Source organism: Guyparkeria sp. SB14A, from assembly GCF_005096345.1.
Taxonomy (GTDB): Bacteria; Pseudomonadota; Gammaproteobacteria; order Halothiobacillales; family Halothiobacillaceae; genus Guyparkeria; species Guyparkeria hydrothermalis.
In genome coordinates this window covers 185361-202083 of the sequence record NZ_SWAW01000001.1, presented here as the reverse complement: position 1 = coordinate 202083, position 16723 = coordinate 185361, and the positions used below count along the sequence as shown (strand labels likewise).

At 66.9% G+C, this 16723-nt stretch carries 19 protein-coding genes; 14 read left to right on the top strand and 5 right to left on the bottom strand.

Going from position 1 to position 16723, the window contains the following annotated elements; genetic code table 11:
- Positions 1-101 precede the first annotated feature (101 nt).
- From metH to FAZ79_RS00920, 7 genes are all read left to right on the top strand, one after another.
- A complete protein-coding gene (metH, locus tag FAZ79_RS00950; protein WP_136866045.1) occupies positions 102-3797 on the top strand; it encodes a methionine synthase in 3696 nt (1231 codons plus the stop codon).
- A gap of 387 nt (positions 3798-4184) precedes the next feature.
- A complete protein-coding gene (zapD, locus tag FAZ79_RS00945; protein ID WP_136866044.1) occupies positions 4185-4964 on the top strand; it encodes a cell division protein ZapD in 780 nt (259 codons plus the stop codon).
- Positions 4965-5016: 52 nt separating this feature from the next.
- On the top strand, positions 5017-5832 hold the full coding sequence (gene minC / locus FAZ79_RS00940) for a septum site-determining protein MinC (protein WP_136866043.1): 816 nt from the start codon (positions 5017-5019) through the stop codon (positions 5830-5832).
- Between the two features lie 144 nt (positions 5833-5976).
- Positions 5977-6792, top strand: a complete 816-nt coding sequence (gene minD / locus FAZ79_RS00935) for a septum site-determining protein MinD (RefSeq protein ID WP_136866042.1) — start codon at positions 5977-5979, stop codon at positions 6790-6792.
- A 3-nt stretch (positions 6793-6795) separates the two neighbouring features.
- On the top strand, positions 6796-7080 hold the full coding sequence (minE, locus tag FAZ79_RS00930) for a cell division topological specificity factor MinE (RefSeq protein ID WP_136866041.1): 285 nt from the start codon (positions 6796-6798) through the stop codon (positions 7078-7080).
- Positions 6990-7790, top strand: a complete 801-nt coding sequence (locus FAZ79_RS00925; protein WP_348769780.1) for a YeeE/YedE thiosulfate transporter family protein — start codon at positions 6990-6992, stop codon at positions 7788-7790. The genes minE and FAZ79_RS00925 overlap by 91 nt, the downstream gene beginning before the upstream one ends.
- Positions 7791-7793: 3 nt before the next feature.
- The gene (locus tag FAZ79_RS00920) at positions 7794-8219 is read left to right on the top strand and encodes a DUF6691 family protein (RefSeq protein WP_136866039.1); all 426 of its coding nucleotides are present in this window, start codon (positions 7794-7796) and stop codon (positions 8217-8219) included.
- Positions 8220-8242: 23 nt separating this feature from the next.
- Here the strand turns inward: FAZ79_RS00920 and FAZ79_RS00915 are convergent, their stop codons facing one another.
- Positions 8243-8908, bottom strand: coding sequence for a glutathione S-transferase family protein (locus FAZ79_RS00915; RefSeq protein ID WP_136866038.1), 666 nt, complete (start codon positions 8906-8908; stop codon positions 8243-8245).
- Positions 8909-9006: 98 nt separating this feature from the next.
- On the opposite strand from FAZ79_RS00915, the gene FAZ79_RS00910 reads away from it, so the two are divergent.
- The 4 genes from FAZ79_RS00910 to FAZ79_RS00895 all read left to right on the top strand — a co-directional run bounded on the left by FAZ79_RS00910 (position 9007) and on the right by FAZ79_RS00895 (position 11248).
- Positions 9007-9435 carry an RNA-binding S4 domain-containing protein gene (locus FAZ79_RS00910; protein ID WP_136866037.1) on the top strand — a complete coding sequence of 143 codons (429 nt, stop codon included), beginning with the start codon at positions 9007-9009 and terminating at the stop codon, positions 9433-9435.
- 87 nt (positions 9436-9522) lie between these two features.
- Positions 9523-10125: a nitroreductase family protein gene (locus tag FAZ79_RS00905; protein ID WP_136866036.1), complete on the top strand. Its 603-nt coding sequence runs from the start codon at positions 9523-9525 to the stop codon at positions 10123-10125.
- A 111-nt stretch (positions 10126-10236) separates the two neighbouring features.
- Positions 10237-10449: a hypothetical protein gene (locus tag FAZ79_RS00900; protein ID WP_136866035.1), complete on the top strand. Its 213-nt coding sequence runs from the start codon at positions 10237-10239 to the stop codon at positions 10447-10449.
- 181 nt (positions 10450-10630) lie between these two features.
- On the top strand, positions 10631-11248 hold the full coding sequence (locus tag FAZ79_RS00895) for a hypothetical protein (RefSeq protein WP_247709452.1): 618 nt from the start codon (positions 10631-10633) through the stop codon (positions 11246-11248).
- A gap of 18 nt (positions 11249-11266) precedes the next feature.
- Here the strand turns inward: FAZ79_RS00895 and mltF are convergent, their stop codons facing one another.
- Positions 11267-12619: a membrane-bound lytic murein transglycosylase MltF gene (gene mltF, locus FAZ79_RS00890; RefSeq protein ID WP_136866034.1), complete on the bottom strand. Its 1353-nt coding sequence runs from the start codon at positions 12617-12619 to the stop codon at positions 11267-11269.
- 185 nt (positions 12620-12804) lie between these two features.
- Between mltF and FAZ79_RS00885 the strand changes: the two genes are divergently transcribed.
- Both FAZ79_RS00885 and FAZ79_RS00880 read left to right on the top strand, forming a co-directional pair.
- Positions 12805-14010, top strand: coding sequence for an APC family permease (locus FAZ79_RS00885; RefSeq protein ID WP_211238764.1), 1206 nt, complete (start codon positions 12805-12807; stop codon positions 14008-14010).
- Positions 14010-14579, top strand: a complete 570-nt coding sequence (locus FAZ79_RS00880; RefSeq protein ID WP_136866032.1) for a hypothetical protein — start codon at positions 14010-14012, stop codon at positions 14577-14579. Before FAZ79_RS00885 ends, FAZ79_RS00880 begins: the two co-directional genes overlap by 1 nt.
- A 26-nt stretch (positions 14580-14605) precedes the next feature.
- Here the strand turns inward: FAZ79_RS00880 and FAZ79_RS00875 are convergent, their stop codons facing one another.
- The 3 genes from FAZ79_RS00875 to FAZ79_RS00865 form a co-directional block, all read right to left on the bottom strand.
- Positions 14606-15232 (bottom strand): phosphoribosyltransferase, encoded by a 627-nt coding sequence (locus tag FAZ79_RS00875; RefSeq protein WP_136866031.1) that lies wholly within the window; start codon positions 15230-15232, stop codon positions 14606-14608.
- A gap of 69 nt (positions 15233-15301) precedes the next feature.
- A complete protein-coding gene (locus FAZ79_RS00870; protein WP_136866030.1) occupies positions 15302-15640 on the bottom strand; it encodes a zinc ribbon domain-containing protein YjdM in 339 nt (112 codons plus the stop codon).
- A gap of 83 nt (positions 15641-15723) precedes the next feature.
- Positions 15724-16077: a DUF3147 family protein gene (locus tag FAZ79_RS00865; RefSeq protein ID WP_136866029.1), complete on the bottom strand. Its 354-nt coding sequence runs from the start codon at positions 16075-16077 to the stop codon at positions 15724-15726.
- A gap of 250 nt (positions 16078-16327) precedes the next feature.
- Here FAZ79_RS00865 and FAZ79_RS00860 point away from each other — a divergent pair, with 250 nt between their 5' ends.
- A complete protein-coding gene (locus FAZ79_RS00860; RefSeq protein ID WP_169303506.1) occupies positions 16328-16699 on the top strand; it encodes a hypothetical protein in 372 nt (123 codons plus the stop codon).
- Positions 16700-16723 lie beyond the last annotated feature (24 nt).

Genomic DNA, 16723 nt, shown 5'->3' with positions numbered 1-16723 from the left:
CCCGAATGGCGTTATACTGCGGCGCTTTAAACGCCACTCACCCATCGTCCGGCGCCCGGCCTTAGTCGGCCCGCCGGACGGTCCAGGACGCCGCGTCGCCCATGACTTCGATCGACCGAGACCATCCCGTTTTCGACCAGCTTCGTGACCTGATGCGCCAGCGCATCCTGGTGCTCGACGGCGCCATGGGCACGATGATCCAGAATGCCAGGCTCGAGGAGGCCGACTTCCGCGGCGAGCGCTTCGCCGACTGGCCGGTGGACCTCAAAGGCAACAACGACCTGCTGGTGCTGACTCGCCCCGACGTGATCGAGGACATCCACCGCCAGTACCTGGGTGCCGGCGCGGACATCATCGAGGCCAACACCTTCTCGGCCACGCGCATCGCGATGGCCGACTACCAGATGGAGGAGCTCTCGCGGGAGATTAACGTCGTCGCCGCGCAGATCGCCCGCAAGGCCGCCGACGCCAAGACCGCCGAGACCCCGGACAAGCCGCGCTTCGTCGCCGGCATCCTCGGGCCGACTAACCGCACCGCCTCGATCTCGCCGGACGTCAACGATCCCGGTTACCGAAACACCAGCTTCGACGAGCTGGTCGAGGCGTACCGGGAGTCGGCCGAGGCCCTGATCGAGGGCGGCGTCGACATCTTCCTGATCGAGACCATCTTCGACACGCTCAACGCCAAGGCGGCGGTGTTCGCCCTCGAGGAGCTGTTCGTCGCGCACGGCCAGCGCTGGCCGGTGATGATCTCCGGCACCATTACCGACGCCTCAGGCCGCACCCTGTCGGGGCAGACCACCGAGGCCTTCTACAACAGCCTGCGTCACGCCCGGCCGCTGTCGATCGGTCTCAACTGCGCGCTGGGCCCGGATCTCTTGCGCCAGTACGTCGCCGAACTCTCACGGGTCAGCGAGTACTTCGTCTCCGCCCACCCCAACGCCGGGCTGCCCAACGAGCTGGGCGAATACGATCTGGAGGCCGACCCGATGGCCGCCTCGATCGGCGAGTGGGCCGAGGCGGGGTTGCTGAACATCATCGGCGGCTGCTGCGGCACCACCCCGGCGCACACCGCCGAGATGGCCCGGCGCGTCGAGGGCGTCGCCCCGCGCAAACCCGTCAAGCCGGAGGTCGCCTGCCGCCTGTCGGGCCTCGAGCCGTTCAACATCACCCCCGACTCGCTGTTCGTGAACATCGGCGAGCGCACCAACGTCACCGGCTCGGCGCGCTTCCGCCGCCTGATCAAGGAAGGCGACTACGACACCGCACTGGACGTGGCGCGCCAGCAGGTCGAGAACGGCGCGCAGATGATCGACGTCAACATGGACGAGGGCCTGATCGACGGCGTCGAGGCGATGCAGCGCTTCCTCAACCTGGTCGCCGCCGAACCGGACATCTCGCGGGTGCCGATCATGATCGACTCCTCGAAGTTCGAGGTGATCGAGGCGGGCCTGAAGTGCGTCCAGGGCAAGGCCGTGGTCAACTCGATCTCGCTCAAGGAGGGTGAGGAGTCCTTCCTCGAGCAGGCGCGCACGGTGCAGCGCTACGGCGCGGCCGCGGTGGTGATGGGCTTTGACGAGGACGGCCAGGCCGACAGCCTCGAGCGGCGCCGCGAGATCGCCCAGCGGGCCTACGATCTCCTGACCGGCATCGGCTTCCCGCCCGAGGACATCATCTTCGACCCGAACATCTTCGCGATCGCCACCGGTATCGAGGAGCACAACAACTACGCGGTCGACTTCATCGAGGGCACCCGCTGGATCAAGGAACACCTGCCGCACGCGCTGGTCTCCGGCGGCGTCTCGAACGTCTCGTTCTCCTTCCGCGGCAACGAGCCGGTCCGCGAGGCGATCCACAGCGTGTTCCTCTACCACGCCACCCGCGCGGGCATGGACATGGGCATCGTCAACGCCGGCCAGCTCACCGTGGTCGACGAGATCCCCGACGAACTCCGCGAGGCGGTCGAGGACATCGTCCTCAATCGGCGAGACGACGCCACCGACCGCATGCTGGAGATCGCCGACCGTTACCGTGACTCCGGCGGGGAGAAATCCTCCGGCCCGGATCTCGCCTGGCGCGACTGGCCGGTGGAAAAGCGCCTCGAACACTCCCTGGTCAAGGGGATCGACGAGTACGTGGTCGAGGACACCGAGGAGGCCCGCTTGCGCGCCGAGCGCCCCCTGCACGTGATCGAGGGCCCGCTGATGGACGGCATGAACGTCGTCGGCGACCTGTTCGGCGCCGGCAAGATGTTCCTGCCGCAGGTGGTCAAGTCCGCGCGGGTGATGAAGAAGGCCGTCGCCCACCTGCTGCCGTTCATGGAGGAGGAGTCCTGCGAGGTCCAGTCGGCCGGCAAGGTGGTCATGGCCACGGTCAAAGGCGACGTCCACGACATCGGCAAGAACATCGTCGGCGTGGTCCTGCAGTGCAACGGCTTCGAGATCATCGATCTCGGCGTGATGGTCCCCGCGCAGAAGATCCTCGACACCGCCCGCGAGGAGAACGCCGACCTGATCGGCCTGTCCGGCCTGATCACCCCGTCGCTCGAGGAGATGACCAACGTCGCCAGCGAAATGCAGCGCCAGGGCTTCGACATCCCGCTGATGATCGGGGGGGCAACCACCTCCAAGCTCCACACCGCGCTGAAGATCAACCCGGTCTACGACCACCCGGTCATCCACGTGCTCGATGCCTCGCGCGCCGTGGGCGTGGCATCCAAGCTCCTGGGCAAGAACAAGCAGGCCTTCGTCGACGAGGTCGAGGGCGAGTACCACAAGGTGGTCGCCCGTCGCCAGGCGAACCAGAAGGAGGCCAAGCGCGTCTCCATCCAGCAGGCACGCGACAACCGCCAGAAGGTCGACTTCGAGGACTACACCCCGATCGCGCCGCGCGAGCCCGGCGTGCACATCCTGGAGGACTACCCGCTCGAGGAGATCGTAGAGCGCATCGACTGGACGCCGTTCTTCCAGAGCTGGCAGCTGTTCGGCAAGTTCCCGGCGATCCTCGAGGACGAGAAAGTGGGCACCGAGGCCCGCAAGCTCTACGAGGACGGCCAGGCCATGCTCAAGCAGATCGTCGAGGAGAAGTGGCTCACCGCCAACGCCGTCTACGGCTTCTGGCCGGCCGCCTCGATCGACGACGACATCCGCGTATTCACCGACGAGTCGCGCCAGGGCGTGAAGACGACCCTGCACCACATTCGCCAGCAGATGCCACGTTCCGGCGGCAAGCCCAACCAGTGCCTGGCCGACTTCGTCGCGCCGACCGGCAGCAAGGTCAAGGACTGGATCGGCGGGTTCGCCGTGACCACGGGGCTGGGCATCGAGCCGCACGTCAAGCGCTTCGAAGAGGCGAACGACGACTACCACGCGATCCTGCTGCAATCGCTGGCCGACCGGCTGGCCGAGGCCTTCGCGGAACGATTGCACGAGCGGGTGCGCAAGGAATTCTGGGGGTATGCCGCCGACGAGGACCTCTCCAACGACGAGCTGATCGCGGAGAAATACCAGGGCATCCGCCCCGCCCCGGGGTATCCCGCCTGCCCGGATCACACCGAAAAGGGCCTGCTCTGGGAACTCCTGACGCCCGAGCGAATCGGAATGGAATTGACCGACTCGTACGCCATGCATCCGGGTGCCGCCGTCTCCGGCTGGTATCTCGCCCATCCGGAAGCACGCTACTTCGGCGTGGGCCGCATCGGCCCGGACCAGGTGGACGACTACGCCAAGCGCAAGGGCTGGTCGCGCTCGGAGGCCGAGAAGTGGCTGGCGCCGATCCTGGGGTACGAGCCGGACTGACCGTCTCGCAGGCGGCCACGGGCCGCGAACGCTCGCGGGAGTTGAGTTATCCCGCAAGCAGGCCGAGAATGGCAAGGGAAACTTTGCACGAATGGCATACCGCTCTGCGCGCCTTGAGCCGGGCAGATGCAAGGCGGCCGTCCGACGCGGAAGGGTGATTCCCTTTCCGAGGACGGCAACACAGCAGATGTCCGGCTCAAGGCGCGCCCTGCGGGGCCTGTCGAGCCGCCCGTGCTCGGCGTTGCGCCGTCTTGGCGTGGCCACCGGCACGCCGGCGACGACGTGCCTTGATCACGAACGGCTCGACAGGCCAGAGCGGCATGGCATTCGTGCAAAGTTTCCCTAACGCGAGACGGCCGACACACCCTCGACCCGCATCGGCATCCAATGGATCGGAACGCACCTCTGAAAATCTACGAGCAACCGCTGAACGAACGGATCCGGGCCTGCCTGAGGCTCGACCACCTGTTCGCGCGCATCGACCATCACCTGACGAGCAACTCGCGAGACGACACGCTCTGCACGGTGCTCCTGCTGCTCGAGGCGGCCGATGTGCTCTCGCGCATCGACATCAAGCGCGAACTGATCAAGGAACTCGAGCGCCAGCAGGCCCGGCTGATGAACGTGCCGGACTCGCCCGGCGTCGACCGCGACAAGCTCAACGCCCTGCTTGACCAGCAGAACGGCCTGATCAAGGCCCTGCACGGCTACCACGCCCAGCCCGGCGCGCACCTGAAGAACCACGAGCTGCTCAACGCCGTGCGTCAGCGCGCCTCGATCCCCGGCGCGCTGTGCGAGTTCGACATCCCCGGCCTGCACTACTGGCTGGGCCTGCCGGAACACGAGCGCCGCGAGGACATCGACACCTGGCTCGAGCCCTTCGCCGACATACGCCAGGCCAACGAGCTGGTGATCAGCCTGATCCGCAACAGCGTCGACACCATGTCCGTGGTCGCCGACGAGGGATTCCTGCAGCAGAGCATCGAGAGCGCGACGCCCTACCAGCTGCTGCGCGTGATGATCGACGAGGACACCGATTCGTACCCCGAAATCAGCGCCGGCAAGCACCGCTTCACCGTGCGCTTCATGACGCTGGACCGGGAGAACGGCCACCCCCGACAGGTCCACGAGGACATCGAATTCCGACTGGCCCTCTGCCGCCTGTGACGGGGCGAGGACCGGTTAGCCAACCACCGTCAGGACGAGAACGACACCCTTCATGACCGCCACTACCCGCAAGGCCGCCAGGACGGGCGCCCCCGCCCTCGACATCGACCAGCGCTCGCTGACGCTCACCCACGTTCACCTGTATGAAACGCACCTGCTCAAGCTCACCCGCAGCCTGAGCGAACGCTTCGGCAACCCGGGCGTCGGCGACGAGCGCGAGCCCTGCGTGATCGATCTCGCGGCCATCGCCGACAGCGGCAAGTGGATCGACTTCCCGGCGCTGGTCAGCCTGCTGCGCAACTACCGCCTCGAACCGGTGGGCGTGGTCCACGGCAACGACCAGCAAAAGACCCAGGCGCGCGGCGCCGACCTGCCGGTCTTCGACGACCAGGCCGCGGCCGCCTCGCCGGCGACTCCAAAGGCGCCCCCGGCCGAGCCGGCCTCGCCGCCGGAACCCGAGCCAGTGGCCGACCCCACACCGGAGCCTGCTCCGGAACCGGCGGCCCCGAACGCCGAGGCTGCCCCGGCCGGCCCGGTCGCGCCGATGATCCTGCGCCACCCGGTACGCTCAGGGACCGAACTCTACGCCCAGGGCCAGGACATGGTGGTGATGAACACGGTCGGGGCCGGCGCGCGCGTGGTGGCCGACGGCTCGATCTACATCCACGGCGCGCTCAAGGGCACGGCCGCGGCCGGTGCCGGCAACCAGACGCAGGCGCGCATCTTCTGCGAGTCGTTCGAGCCGGAGATCATCGCCATCTGCGGCACCTTCCTCGACGGCGAGCAGTTGGCAAGGCACCCGGCCTGGGGCAAGCGCGTGGTGGTGGAACTGGTCGATGGCCAACTGGTGGTCCATCCGTTCGACTGAGTGCCACGCACTTTGGTGCGTAGGGAAGAATTTCGCGGTCGTTGGGAAAGGGCTCGCCTTTGTGGCACAGTCCGCCCCACCTGACGACCCCGCCCCTCGGGGCAGTATGACGTCAACAATCTTTCGCGATTAGGGAGACAATCCGTGTCCAAAGTCCTGGTGGTAACCTCCGGCAAGGGCGGCGTTGGTAAAACGACGACCAGCGCCGCCATTTCGAGCGGCCTGGCCATGGCCGGCAAGAAGACCGTGGTGATCGACTTCGACGTCGGCCTGCGCAACCTCGATCTGATCATGGGCGTCGAGCGCCGCGTGGTCTACGACATCGTCAACGTCATCCAGGGCGAGGCAGGCCTCAACCAGGCACTGATCCGCCACAAGGAGGTCGATAACCTCTACGTCCTGCCTGCCTCGCAGACCAAGGACAAGGACGCCCTGACCGAGGAAGGCGTCGGCAAGGTCCTCGACGACCTGCGCGCCGAGGGCTTCGACTACATCGTCTGCGACTCGCCCGCCGGCATCGAGCGCGGTGCGCAGCTGGCGATGTACTACGCCGACGAGGCCATCGTGGTCTCCAACCCCGAGATCTCCTCGGTGCGCGACTCCGACCGCATGCTGGGCATCCTGGCCAGCAAGTCGCGCCGGGCGAAGGATGGCGAGACGGCGATCAAGGAACACCTGTTGATCACCCGCTACGCCCCGGACCGCGTCGGCACCGGCGAGATGCTCTCGGTCGAGGACATGCTCGAGATCCTGGCCGTGCCGCTGCTGGGCGTGATCCCGGAATCCAACGCCGTACTGCAGGCCTCCAACGCCGGTCGCCCGGTGATTCTCGACGAGAACACCGACGCCGGCCAGGCCTACCAGGACGCCGTCGCCCGTCTGCTGGGCGAGGAACGCCCGATGCGATTCATCGAGACCGAGAAGAAGGGCTTTCTCGGTCGCCTGTTCGGTCGGAGTTAAGCCATGGGATTGCTGGATATCTTTCGTAACCGTTCCCAGGAGCCGTCGGCCAAGATGGCCAAGGAGCGCCTGCAGATCCTGATCGCGCACGAGCGCGGCCAGGGCCAGGAACGCACACCGCACTACCTGCCCGAAATGCAGAAGGAGATCCTCGAGGTGATCCGCAAGTACGTCCACGTCGAGGACGATGCGGTGAAATTCGAGGTCGAGCACAACGAGCAGTTCGAGCTGTTCGAGCTCAACATCACCCTGCCCGAAAAAGGCGAGGCCAGCGATCGCCCGGACTGACCGTCCCGACCGATCTTCCTGATGGATCGTCCCGGCTGACCGGACTCGATGCGAGCCCGACCCGACTGATTCACCCCCGGTTCACCGGGGGTGTTTGTCGTTATGGGCCGGTAAAAAACATCTGTTGGCGCGGATGGGCAAGGATCGCTACCGTAACGGGCTTTCTCAGACCACAAGCCAAGCCCCTGTCGCCAATGGAAATCGCAACCGTTATCGAGGCCCTCTTCTCGCCGCTATGGACGCCGGTGCTGGTCGGGGCGCTGATCGCCCTGCTCGCCTTCGCGCAACGCTGGCTGGCCGACCAGCCGCTCTCCTGCTCGACCGGCTTTGCCAACCTCGCCTCCTTTCTCCGCCCCGGCGTCAAACGCGACCGGGAGGCCGACTGGCGCATCGTGTTCCTGCTCGGGATCGTGCTCGGCGGCCTGCTTGCCGCGCTGACCGACGGCGCGCCCGGCTGGCAGGGCACGGCCGCGGAATTCGGCGTGTTCTACACCGCGCTGGTGCCGGAATCGAGCCTGGGTTCGGCCCTCTGGTGGCTGATCGGCGGACTGTTGATTGGCCTGGGCGCGCGACTGGCCGGGGGCTGCACCTCGGGCCACACGATTGCCGGCGTGGCGATGGGCGCACCGGCCAGCCTGGTCGCCTCGGCGGTGTTCTTCGCCGTCGCCGTGGGCAGCGCCCAGCTGGCCGCCTGGATGCTGGGGGTCTGAGCCGTGCTGAGTCGACGCAACCTGCTTTTCCTTGCCTTCGGTATCGGCTTTGGCTTTCTCCTGAGCCGCGCCGGGGCGACCAGCCCGGCGATCATCAGCGATCTGTTGCTGTTCGAGGACCTGCGCCTGCTGTGGGTGATCGCCACGGCGGTCGCCCTGGGCGGGGTGCTGACCTGGATGGCCGCGCGCTGGGGTTGGCGGGCGCGCAACACCGGGGAGCCGATCACGATCCAGCACAAGCCGTTCAAGCGCGGGCTGATCGTGGGCGCGGTGCTGTTCGGTCTGGGCTGGGCCGGAACCGGGGTCTGCCCGGGCACGGCACTGGCGATGATCGGCGAGGGCAAGGGGTTCGCCCTGTGGGTCGGGGCCGGCATCGTGCTGGGCGCCGGTGCCGGCAGCGCGATCAACCGCCGCCTCGAGCGAGGCTGAACGTCACGCCCAGTCGGATAGAGTTAGTCCGCGAGATACTGCTGCGCGTACCAGCCGTTCTGCTTTTTCAGCATCATCGGGAACAGGTCGTCGAAGCCCTCGGGCAGCGAGTCGCGGATCACCGGCTCGTCGGCCAGTCGTTCGCCCCAGCGCATCACCGTCGGGATCGCGTTCCAGTCGAGCAGGGATTCCGGCAGGGCGAACAGGCGCTGGAACAGCGGCGCGAACAAGGTGTCCACCAGCGACAGCGTCTTGCCGGCAAAGAACGGGGCCGGCGGCTGCTTGGCCAGGTGCTTTTCCAGGTGTCCGAACAGCTTGGCCAGCTCGGCGCGCTTGGCGGCACTGGCGGATTCCTCCGCGGCAGTGATCGCGCCGAACATCGCCATGATGCCCGCCGAGCCCAGCTCGATCCACGCCCGCTGCTGGGCGCGCTCGAGGGTATTGGCGGAGAGCATCCGCTCGCCGAAGGATTCGTCGAGGAATTCGTTGATCACCGCCGACTCGAACAGCACCTCGCCGTCGACCTTCAGCACCGGCACCTTGCCCAGTGGAGAGACCTCGTCGAACCAGGCCGGCGGGTCGTTGAGCTGGATGAAGGTGGTATCGAACGGCACGCCCTTGTGCTTGAGGGTGATCACCGAGCGCTGGACGAAGGGACAGAGCTTGAAGCTGATCAGTTCGAGTTGCATGATGCCTCCACATCGAAAAAACCGCGGACGACACGCGCACGTCGTCCGAAACAGACCCGAATCGTAGCCTACCGGCCGACGCTATTGCCGCAGTTACCGTGAAAAAATCCGCCAAGACAGGTCAATCCGCGTCCGCATCGACCGCCCAGGACAGCCAACGGCTCGATACCTGGCTGTGGGCCGCCCGTTTCTTCAAGACCCGCCAGCTCGCCTCGGCGGCGATCGACGGCGGCAAGATCGAGCTCAACGGCCAAGCCGTGACCAAGCGCGGCAAATCGGTGAAGCCCGGCGACCGGCTCACCATCGGCAAGGCGGGCATGCGGTTCGTCGTGGATGTCGAGGCACTCAATCCCAAACGCGGACCGGCCAGCGAGGCGGCGCTGCTCTACCGGGAGACACCGGAGAGCATCGAGAAGCGCCGGCTGGTCGCCGAGCAGCAGCGTGCCGAACGCGAACTCAACCCACACCACAAGCCAGCCAAACAGGCGCGTGCCCTGCTGCGCGCCTTGCGCGGCAAGTCATTCTGAACCGAACGCCCCCGCGCAAGCCCTCCGGCGAACCGCCGACTCGATGCCTATACTCCCGTACCCGAATCCACCGCACGAGGAGACTGCATGCGAGTCAGCGAGGCGATTGCAACCCGACGCGCCATCAAGCAATTCGACCCGGAACACCAATTATCCGAGGCCGACCAGGACCGGCTGATCGAACTGGCGATGCAGTCGCCCACCGCGTTCAACCTGCAGCACTGGCGGTTTGTCGTGGTCCGGGATCCTGCCCGTCGCCAGGCGATCCGGGAGGTGGCCTGGGATCAGGCCCAGGTGACCGACGCCTCGATGCTGGTGATCCTCACGGGCCGTCGTGACGTCTGGCAAAACGAGGCCGAACGCGTCTGGCGGGATGCCCCGGCCGAGGTGCGCGAAATGATGGCCGGGGCGATCGATGCCTATTACCGTGACAAGCCGCAGGTCGAGCGCGACGAGGTCATGCGCAGCTGCGGCATCGCCGGACAGAGCCTGATGCTGGCCGCCCGGGAAATGGGGCTCGATTCCTGCCCCATGGACGGCTTCGATTTCGAGGCCGTCGGTCGCCTGATCAACCTGCCCGACGATCACCTGATCTCGTTCATGGTCGCGATCGGCAAGAAGGCCGGCGATGTCTGGCCGCGTCCGGGTCAGCTTTCGATTGACGAGGTGCGCCGAGTCGACGGATTCTGAACTTGTCGACACGGAGCGCCTCAAAGGGGCCGGCAACCGAAACTGCCATTTGAATTTCCGAGTCCGACACTCATTTGCCGGCACCGACCGGCACGACATGGAGAGCAAACGATGAACGCACGCAATGCACTGATCGCGCTGATGATGGCACTGGGCCTTACCGTGGCCGGCTGCGCCGAGGAGCAAGGCCCGGCCGAAGAGGCCGGCGAGCAGATCGACCAGACCATGGAAGAGGCTGGTGACGAGGTCGAGGAAGCCACCGACGAGATGGGTGGCGAGGCCGAAGAGGCCGGCGACAAGATGGAAGAAGAGACCGACTACTGATTCCCGCCGTCTCGCGGACACCACCAGCCCCGGCAGCGCCCGGGGCTTTTTCGTGTCGGTACTCTCGCGCCGGTCTGTCCTTTTGGCCACTGTTCGACGGTGGAGCAACTCGCTACACTGCCCGCTTTATTAGTCGGCTAAGGAATACAGCTCACTCCTCTCCACAGGACACCGGATCCTCATGGCCATCACGATTGCGACCTTCATCTACCTGCTCTCGATCCCGCTCTGGCTGCTGGTCTGGTACAGCGCCACCGGCTTCAAGCTGATGCGTCACAACCCGCTGCTGATGATCCCGTTCTTCCTGAGCCTCGCGTATCTGGCCGGCAACGCCATCCTGCTCGAGGTATTCACCGAGACCAGCGGGGCCACCTACGAGGAATCGCGCATCAAGGCGATCACCGACCGGGCGATGATCGCCGCGCAGGCCATGGCCAGCGTACTGATCGTCGCCACCATCGTTTACGGCCTGTCGATCAAGCGGGTGCCGCTGCATTTCATCCGCTTCATGGTCTATTCGTTCATCGCCCTGCTCGGCGTGATGGCGCCCATCCTGTGGATCCCCGCCGAACAGGCCGGCCTGTTCTTCGTGCTGCGGCACTTCCAGGCCACGGCGCTGAACTTCGGCCTGTTTCTCTGCGTTGCCGGGATCATCATGCTGCTGCGCGACCTGATCACGCACGGCGATGCCCAGATCAGCCTCACCCCGGTCGACCCGATGATGCGTTGCCACGAGGAAAACCAGGCGGCCGATCGCCGTGCCGGTACCACATCACGTGAACCGGCAGCCGATCGCTGAGCGCCCCTTCCCCGCGGGTCAATCGGCCAGCGCCTGGCCGATCACGTCGCGGTAGTTGCGTATGCGCCGCACGTAGTGCACCGACTCGTAGCCGCGGGCGTAACCGTACTTGGTCTGCGGGTAGTAGCGCTTGTCGGCCTTGAGCGGCAGCACCTCGCGCATGTCGGCCCAGGAGTCCGGGTCGCGCCCCAGCTCGCGGGCGAGCCGGCGAGCGTCGAGCACATGGGCCCGACCGAGGTTGTAGCTCGCCAGGGCGAGATAGGTGCGATCGGGTTCGGGGATGTCCTCGGGCAGGCGGGCCCGTCGGTCGGCCAGGTAGCGGGCCCCGCCGAGGATGGACTGGCGAGGATCGAGCCGATCGTCCACGCCCAGGGACTCGGCCGTCGGCCGGGTGAGCATCATGATGCCGCGCACCCCGGTCGGCGAGGTCGCCTGCGGGTCCCAGTGCGACTCCTGGTAGGCCATCGCGGCCAGCAGGTCGACGGCCAGCCCGGTTTCCTCCGAGGCCTGGCGAAACTCGTCGAGGTAGCGCGGCAGCCGCTCGTCGAGCCGACGGTTGAGCGCCCGGAGGTCGACGAAATCGAACTCACCGATGTGGGCGTAATAGCGTTCGCGCATGGCGGCCACCGCCGCCTCACCGAGTTCGTCCTGTCGCCAGTGACGCGTGGCCTCGGCCAGCTCCGGTCGCGAACCGGCGGCGTACCAGCCGACCGACTCGGCCTCATCGAGGTTCATTGCCACCTCCAGGTGCGGCCAGTAACGGCGCACCAGGCGAACGATCGACGAATCGGCGACCGTGCATTCCACCTCCCGGGTCGCCACCTGGGTGAGGAGCACCTCGCTGCTGCGCGAGTCATCCGCGACGAACGCCAACCCCGGCACCGTCCGGGCCAGTGACTCGAGCCGGGCGACGTAGCTCGACTCGTCGGTGACCTGCAGGTCCACCCCGGCCAGTGCCTCGGGCGTGTCAGGCAACGGTCGGTCATCACGATGGCAGACCACCTGCTGGACCACCTCGCCGTGCACCAGGCCCGGCTCGAAATGCTCGTTGCGGGACGGCAGGTGCGTCAGCCCGGCCGCCGCCAGGTGGACCTGCCCGGTCTCCAGCGCATCGAGCACCCCCGCGGTCGACTCGAACTCCCGCCACTCCACCGTCCAGTCGCGGCTGTCGGCAAACGCCGTGACCAGGTCGTGTTCCGGACCGGTCGCCGCCCCGTCACGCCCCTGGTAACGGGCCGTCGGGCCGTTGCGCGTCGCCACGACCAGATGCTCGGTGTCGAAGGGCGAGGCCAGGGCGCCGGGCGCGCCACGATCGCCGCATCCGGACAGCAACAGGGCCGCGACGGAAAGGAATAGCAGGAAGGCTCGCATGCAGAGGGATTCCTCATCGGGGTCGTGTGTCGTGGGTTCGAACCCGCGACCAGCGTACCGCACCGGGCGCATCGACTCGTCTGCGGCCGCCCCCGACGCTTACACTTCGAGGCATGACGCACGAGAAGAACACCAGGGACGGCGAACCCCCCCAACCGGCGGGCCTCCCCGCCCCTCGACAACCCGTGCTCCAGCGTGAGCTCGGCCCAATACTGCTGACACTCTACGGGCTGGGCACCATCCTCGGGGCCGGCATCTACGTGGTGATCGGCGAGGTCGCCGGCGCGGCGGGGCTGCTCACGCCGTTCGCCTTTGTCATCGCCGCGCTGGTCGCCTCGCTCACGGCGCTCTCATTCAGCGAACTCACCGCGCGCATCCCGGAGGCCGGCGGGCCGATCGACTACGCCCGCCAGGCATTCGGTCGCCGCCGGCTGTGCATCGCGATCGGCTGGGGACTGGTAGCCACGGGCGTCGTCTCGGGGGCGACCATCCTGACCGGCTTCGAGCGCTACGCCTCACTGTTCATCGACCTGCCGCGCGCCGGGACGCTGATCCTCGTCACCCTGGCACTGGGCGGGATCGCCATCGCGGGCATGCGCGAGAGCGCCTGGTTCATGGCCGCCACCACCCTGCTCGGCATGGGCGGGCTGGCCTACGTGGTCTGGGTGGCCGCCCCGGCGATGGGGGATGCGCCGCTGCGACTGGCCGAATCGCTAGGCGGGCTCGAGTTCGGCATGGTCACGGGGCTGTTCCTGGGCGCCTTCCTCGCCTTCTACTCGTTCATCGGGTTCGAGGACATGTCGAACCTCGCCGAGGAGGTCCGTGACGTCAAGCGCACCATGCCGCGCGCGATCGTCGCCGCCGTGATTATCTCGCTCACCGTCTACGCGCTGGTGGCCATCGCGGCGACCAGCGTGCTCGCCCCGGCGGACCTGGCCGGCGCCCACGCCCCGCTGGTGGCGGTGGTCGAGGCCATGGGGCATCCCGGTGTACCGCTGGGCCTGATCAGCCTGTTCATCATCGTCAATGGCGCGCTGGGCCAGATCATCATGGCCACCCGCCTGCTGATGGACATGGGCCGCGACCGTTCCGGCGCTCCGATGATCCTCGGGCGCGTGCACCCACGCACGCACACCCCGGTGATCGCGACCCTGGCCGTGACCGCCACCACCCTCGTGCTGGCGCTGTTCCTGCCGCTGGCCACGCTCGCGAACCTCACCAGCGCGATCATGCTGGCCGTTTTCGTGACGGTAAACGCCTCGCTGATCGTGCTCAAGCGCCGTGGCCAACCCGAGGACGTGCCCGACGTGCCACGCTGGATCCCGTGGCTTGGCATGATCCTGAGCACCGCGGCGCTGCTCGCGCAGGCCGCCCTGCTGGCGATCGGTTGATGGATTGCCAGGGCATCACCGTGACGGGGCGACGGATGGGTCGGCTGCTCACGGTGATGCTATGCGCCACGCTGCTCAGCGCCTGCGCGAACACGACGCGCTTCGAGGCCGGACCCATCACGGCCTTCGGCGGCGAAATCGAGGCGACCGACGCCGAGCGCTTCTACCTGCTGCGCATCGACACCCGCGAGGTGGCCGCCGACGATCTGCCCGCGCTCGCCCTGCCCCTGCCAGGGGCCGAACGACCCGTGGCACTCGAGGCACTGACACCCGTCGAGGCAGCCCGCTACCTGCCGCGCTTCGAGCCACCACCGCAATGGCCGGAGACCTGGAAGGCGCGTGCCCGCGCCTACCCCAGCTTCGAGGGCGATGGCTACTTCATCGGTTTTGGCGAGATCGGGCTCGAATCTGTCAGCCTCTGCTCGCACTGCGCCGGACAACGTCAATCACCGTCGCTGTGCACGGCGGATGGCCGTGTCTGCCACCGGTTCCCGCTGACCCGCGACCAGCTCGTGGCGTTGGTCGGGCCACCCGGTCGGGAATACAAGGTGATCGAGGTGAGGTACTGAGCCGCCGGCCGCGGCCGGCCATGACGTTACGGGTCGGCCAGTGCCAGGCCATGAAAGTGGATCACCCGCTCGAGTTCGACGTCACCGAGCACCAGCTCGTGCTCGTCGCGCAGCCGGGCCAGGGCCTCGGCCCGCGTGATCGGTGCCGGGTCCATGTCACGCAGGAACTGACCGACGTCCTCGACCACCGCCCAGGGGTAGAGGATCCAGCGCCACTCCCGGATCGACTCGGCGACGAAGTCCGCCCGGCAGGCCGTCACCGCCTTCTCGTGCAGCACCGCCGGGCGCACCGCCGCCGGCTCGAGCTCGGCAAGGTAGTCGTGCAGGGCCTGCAAGGTTTCGCCGCTGTCGTTGACGTCGTCGATCACCAGGACCCGCTCGCCCTCGATGGGACCACCCAGCGGCACGGTCACGCGCGCCTCGGCCCCGGCGTGCGCACCGGCGGCGTAGTGCTGCACCTTGACGCTCATCAACCGCGAGACGCCAAGAAAGTCGCAGACAAACCGCGCCGGCATGAAGCCGCCACGCGCCACGGCGATCACGGTATCCGGCTGATAGCCGCTATCGCGCAGCATCCGGGCCAGACGATCGGCGCCCGCGACCACCTCGTCGAGCGAGATGGCGCGCACGGGCAGCGATTCACGTCGGGTCATGGGTTCCTCCCTAGGGCAACTCTGCTTCCTGCTGGCCAGTCGCCAGTCGATAACCAGACGTCGAACCGATCAGGCCTTCTTGACGAACTCGGACTTCAATTTCATCGGGCCGAAGCCCTCGATCTTGCAGTCGATGTCGTGGTCACCCTCGACGAGCCGGATATTCTTGACCTTGGTGCCCACCTTGACCACCCCGGAGCCGCCCTTGAGCTTGAGGTCCTTGATCACGGTCACCGTGTCGCCATCGGCCAGCGGGTTGCCGTGCGCATCGCGCGCCGCCGGCTCCTCCGCGGTCTCCGATTCTGCCGCGCCCGACCATTCATGGCCACACTCCGGGCAGACGAACAGCGTGCCGTCGTGGTAGGTGAAGGCCGAGCCGCACTCGGGGCAAGGGGGCATGTCACTCATGTCAGACTCCAACGCGCAAAGGACCGACAGGATACCCTGCCTCCCCCCGCATGGGCGCGACGCGCCGGATGCCCGAGCGGACGTCACGGCATCAATTCCACGCCGACATAGCGAGCCACGAAGGTAAACAGCCAGAACGACACGACCGTGATCGCGGCGCTTGCCAGCATGGTGGGCCAGAACCCGATCCGGCCCAGCAGGAAGGGAAAGGTCAGGAACATCGGCAGCGTCGGCACCACGTACCAGAAGGTGTACCAGGCGTGGTTGCTCACCTTCTCCGGCGAACCGGTCTCGATATGAAGCCAGATCAGCGCGAGGATCGTGACCAGCGGCAACGCGGCAATCAGCGCACCGAGCTTGTCGCTTCGCTTGGCCACCTCGGACACCAGCACCACGATTCCGGCCGTCGTCAGATACTTGAAAATCAACCAGGCCACGAAACCTCCTGTGGTTGCCACAACCGACCCGCCCTAAATACGGCGGGTTTCCAGGAACCGATAATGCCATGTCTATGGCCGTCCCACTCCAATCGACCAAGTGGAGGCATGCAAACCCACTCAACCTTGTTGAGGAGCATGCGAGCGAACACAAGGCCTCGGCGTTATTGCGGCCGGTCACGTATTGCCTTACAGTCTCAGCCGCTACGCTTGGCCAGATTGGCCGAACTCGACAGCTTCAGGACTGCCCTTGATCCATCGACTGCGACAACGTATTGCCCAAGCCCGGCTTCCCGTCGGGCTGCTGTGCGTGGCCGTCATGCTGCAAGGGCTTGTCTTCGGTGCCTGGCATATCCACGCCTCCGGTGACCACGCCACTCTCGCCACGCCGGCGCACATGGAACACGCCGAAGCCCATCAGTCCACCCATGCCGACGCGGTGGAGATCGAGTCGTTCGCGCTGCTGAAGTTCTTCGGCAGTGGCCTTGGCCTGTTGGTCCTGGTGGCATTGCTGCTCGTCCTGCCGCGCGCCCAAGCCATCCGCCCACCACTGGCCACCTCCGCGCCTGGCTCATCGCTACTCAGGCTGCGCCCACCGGAACGCGCCCCTCCCCTCGCCTGACAACTCCGCACCCTGATCGCACCA

Coding starts and splice junctions, on each gene's coding strand:
- mltF (WP_136866034.1), bottom strand. CDS start 12,619: ATGCGAGCCTTCCTGCTATTCCTTTCCGTCGCGGCCCTGTTGCTGTCC.
- FAZ79_RS00880 (WP_136866032.1), top strand. CDS start 14,010: ATGGATTGCCAGGGCATCACCGTGACGGGGCGACGGATGGGTCGGCTG.
- metH (WP_136866045.1), top strand. CDS start 102: ATGACTTCGATCGACCGAGACCATCCCGTTTTCGACCAGCTTCGTGAC.
- FAZ79_RS00900 (WP_136866035.1), top strand. CDS start 10,237: ATGAACGCACGCAATGCACTGATCGCGCTGATGATGGCACTGGGCCTT.
- FAZ79_RS00895 (WP_247709452.1), top strand. CDS start 10,631: ATGGCCATCACGATTGCGACCTTCATCTACCTGCTCTCGATCCCGCTC.
- zapD (WP_136866044.1), top strand. CDS start 4,185: ATGGATCGGAACGCACCTCTGAAAATCTACGAGCAACCGCTGAACGAA.
- FAZ79_RS00915 (WP_136866038.1), bottom strand. CDS start 8,908: ATGCAACTCGAACTGATCAGCTTCAAGCTCTGTCCCTTCGTCCAGCGC.
- FAZ79_RS00870 (WP_136866030.1), bottom strand. CDS start 15,640: ATGAGTGACATGCCCCCTTGCCCCGAGTGCGGCTCGGCCTTCACCTAC.
- FAZ79_RS00875 (WP_136866031.1), bottom strand. CDS start 15,232: ATGACCCGACGTGAATCGCTGCCCGTGCGCGCCATCTCGCTCGACGAG.
- minC (WP_136866043.1), top strand. CDS start 5,017: ATGACCGCCACTACCCGCAAGGCCGCCAGGACGGGCGCCCCCGCCCTC.
- FAZ79_RS00905 (WP_136866036.1), top strand. CDS start 9,523: ATGCGAGTCAGCGAGGCGATTGCAACCCGACGCGCCATCAAGCAATTC.
- minE (WP_136866041.1), top strand. CDS start 6,796: ATGGGATTGCTGGATATCTTTCGTAACCGTTCCCAGGAGCCGTCGGCC.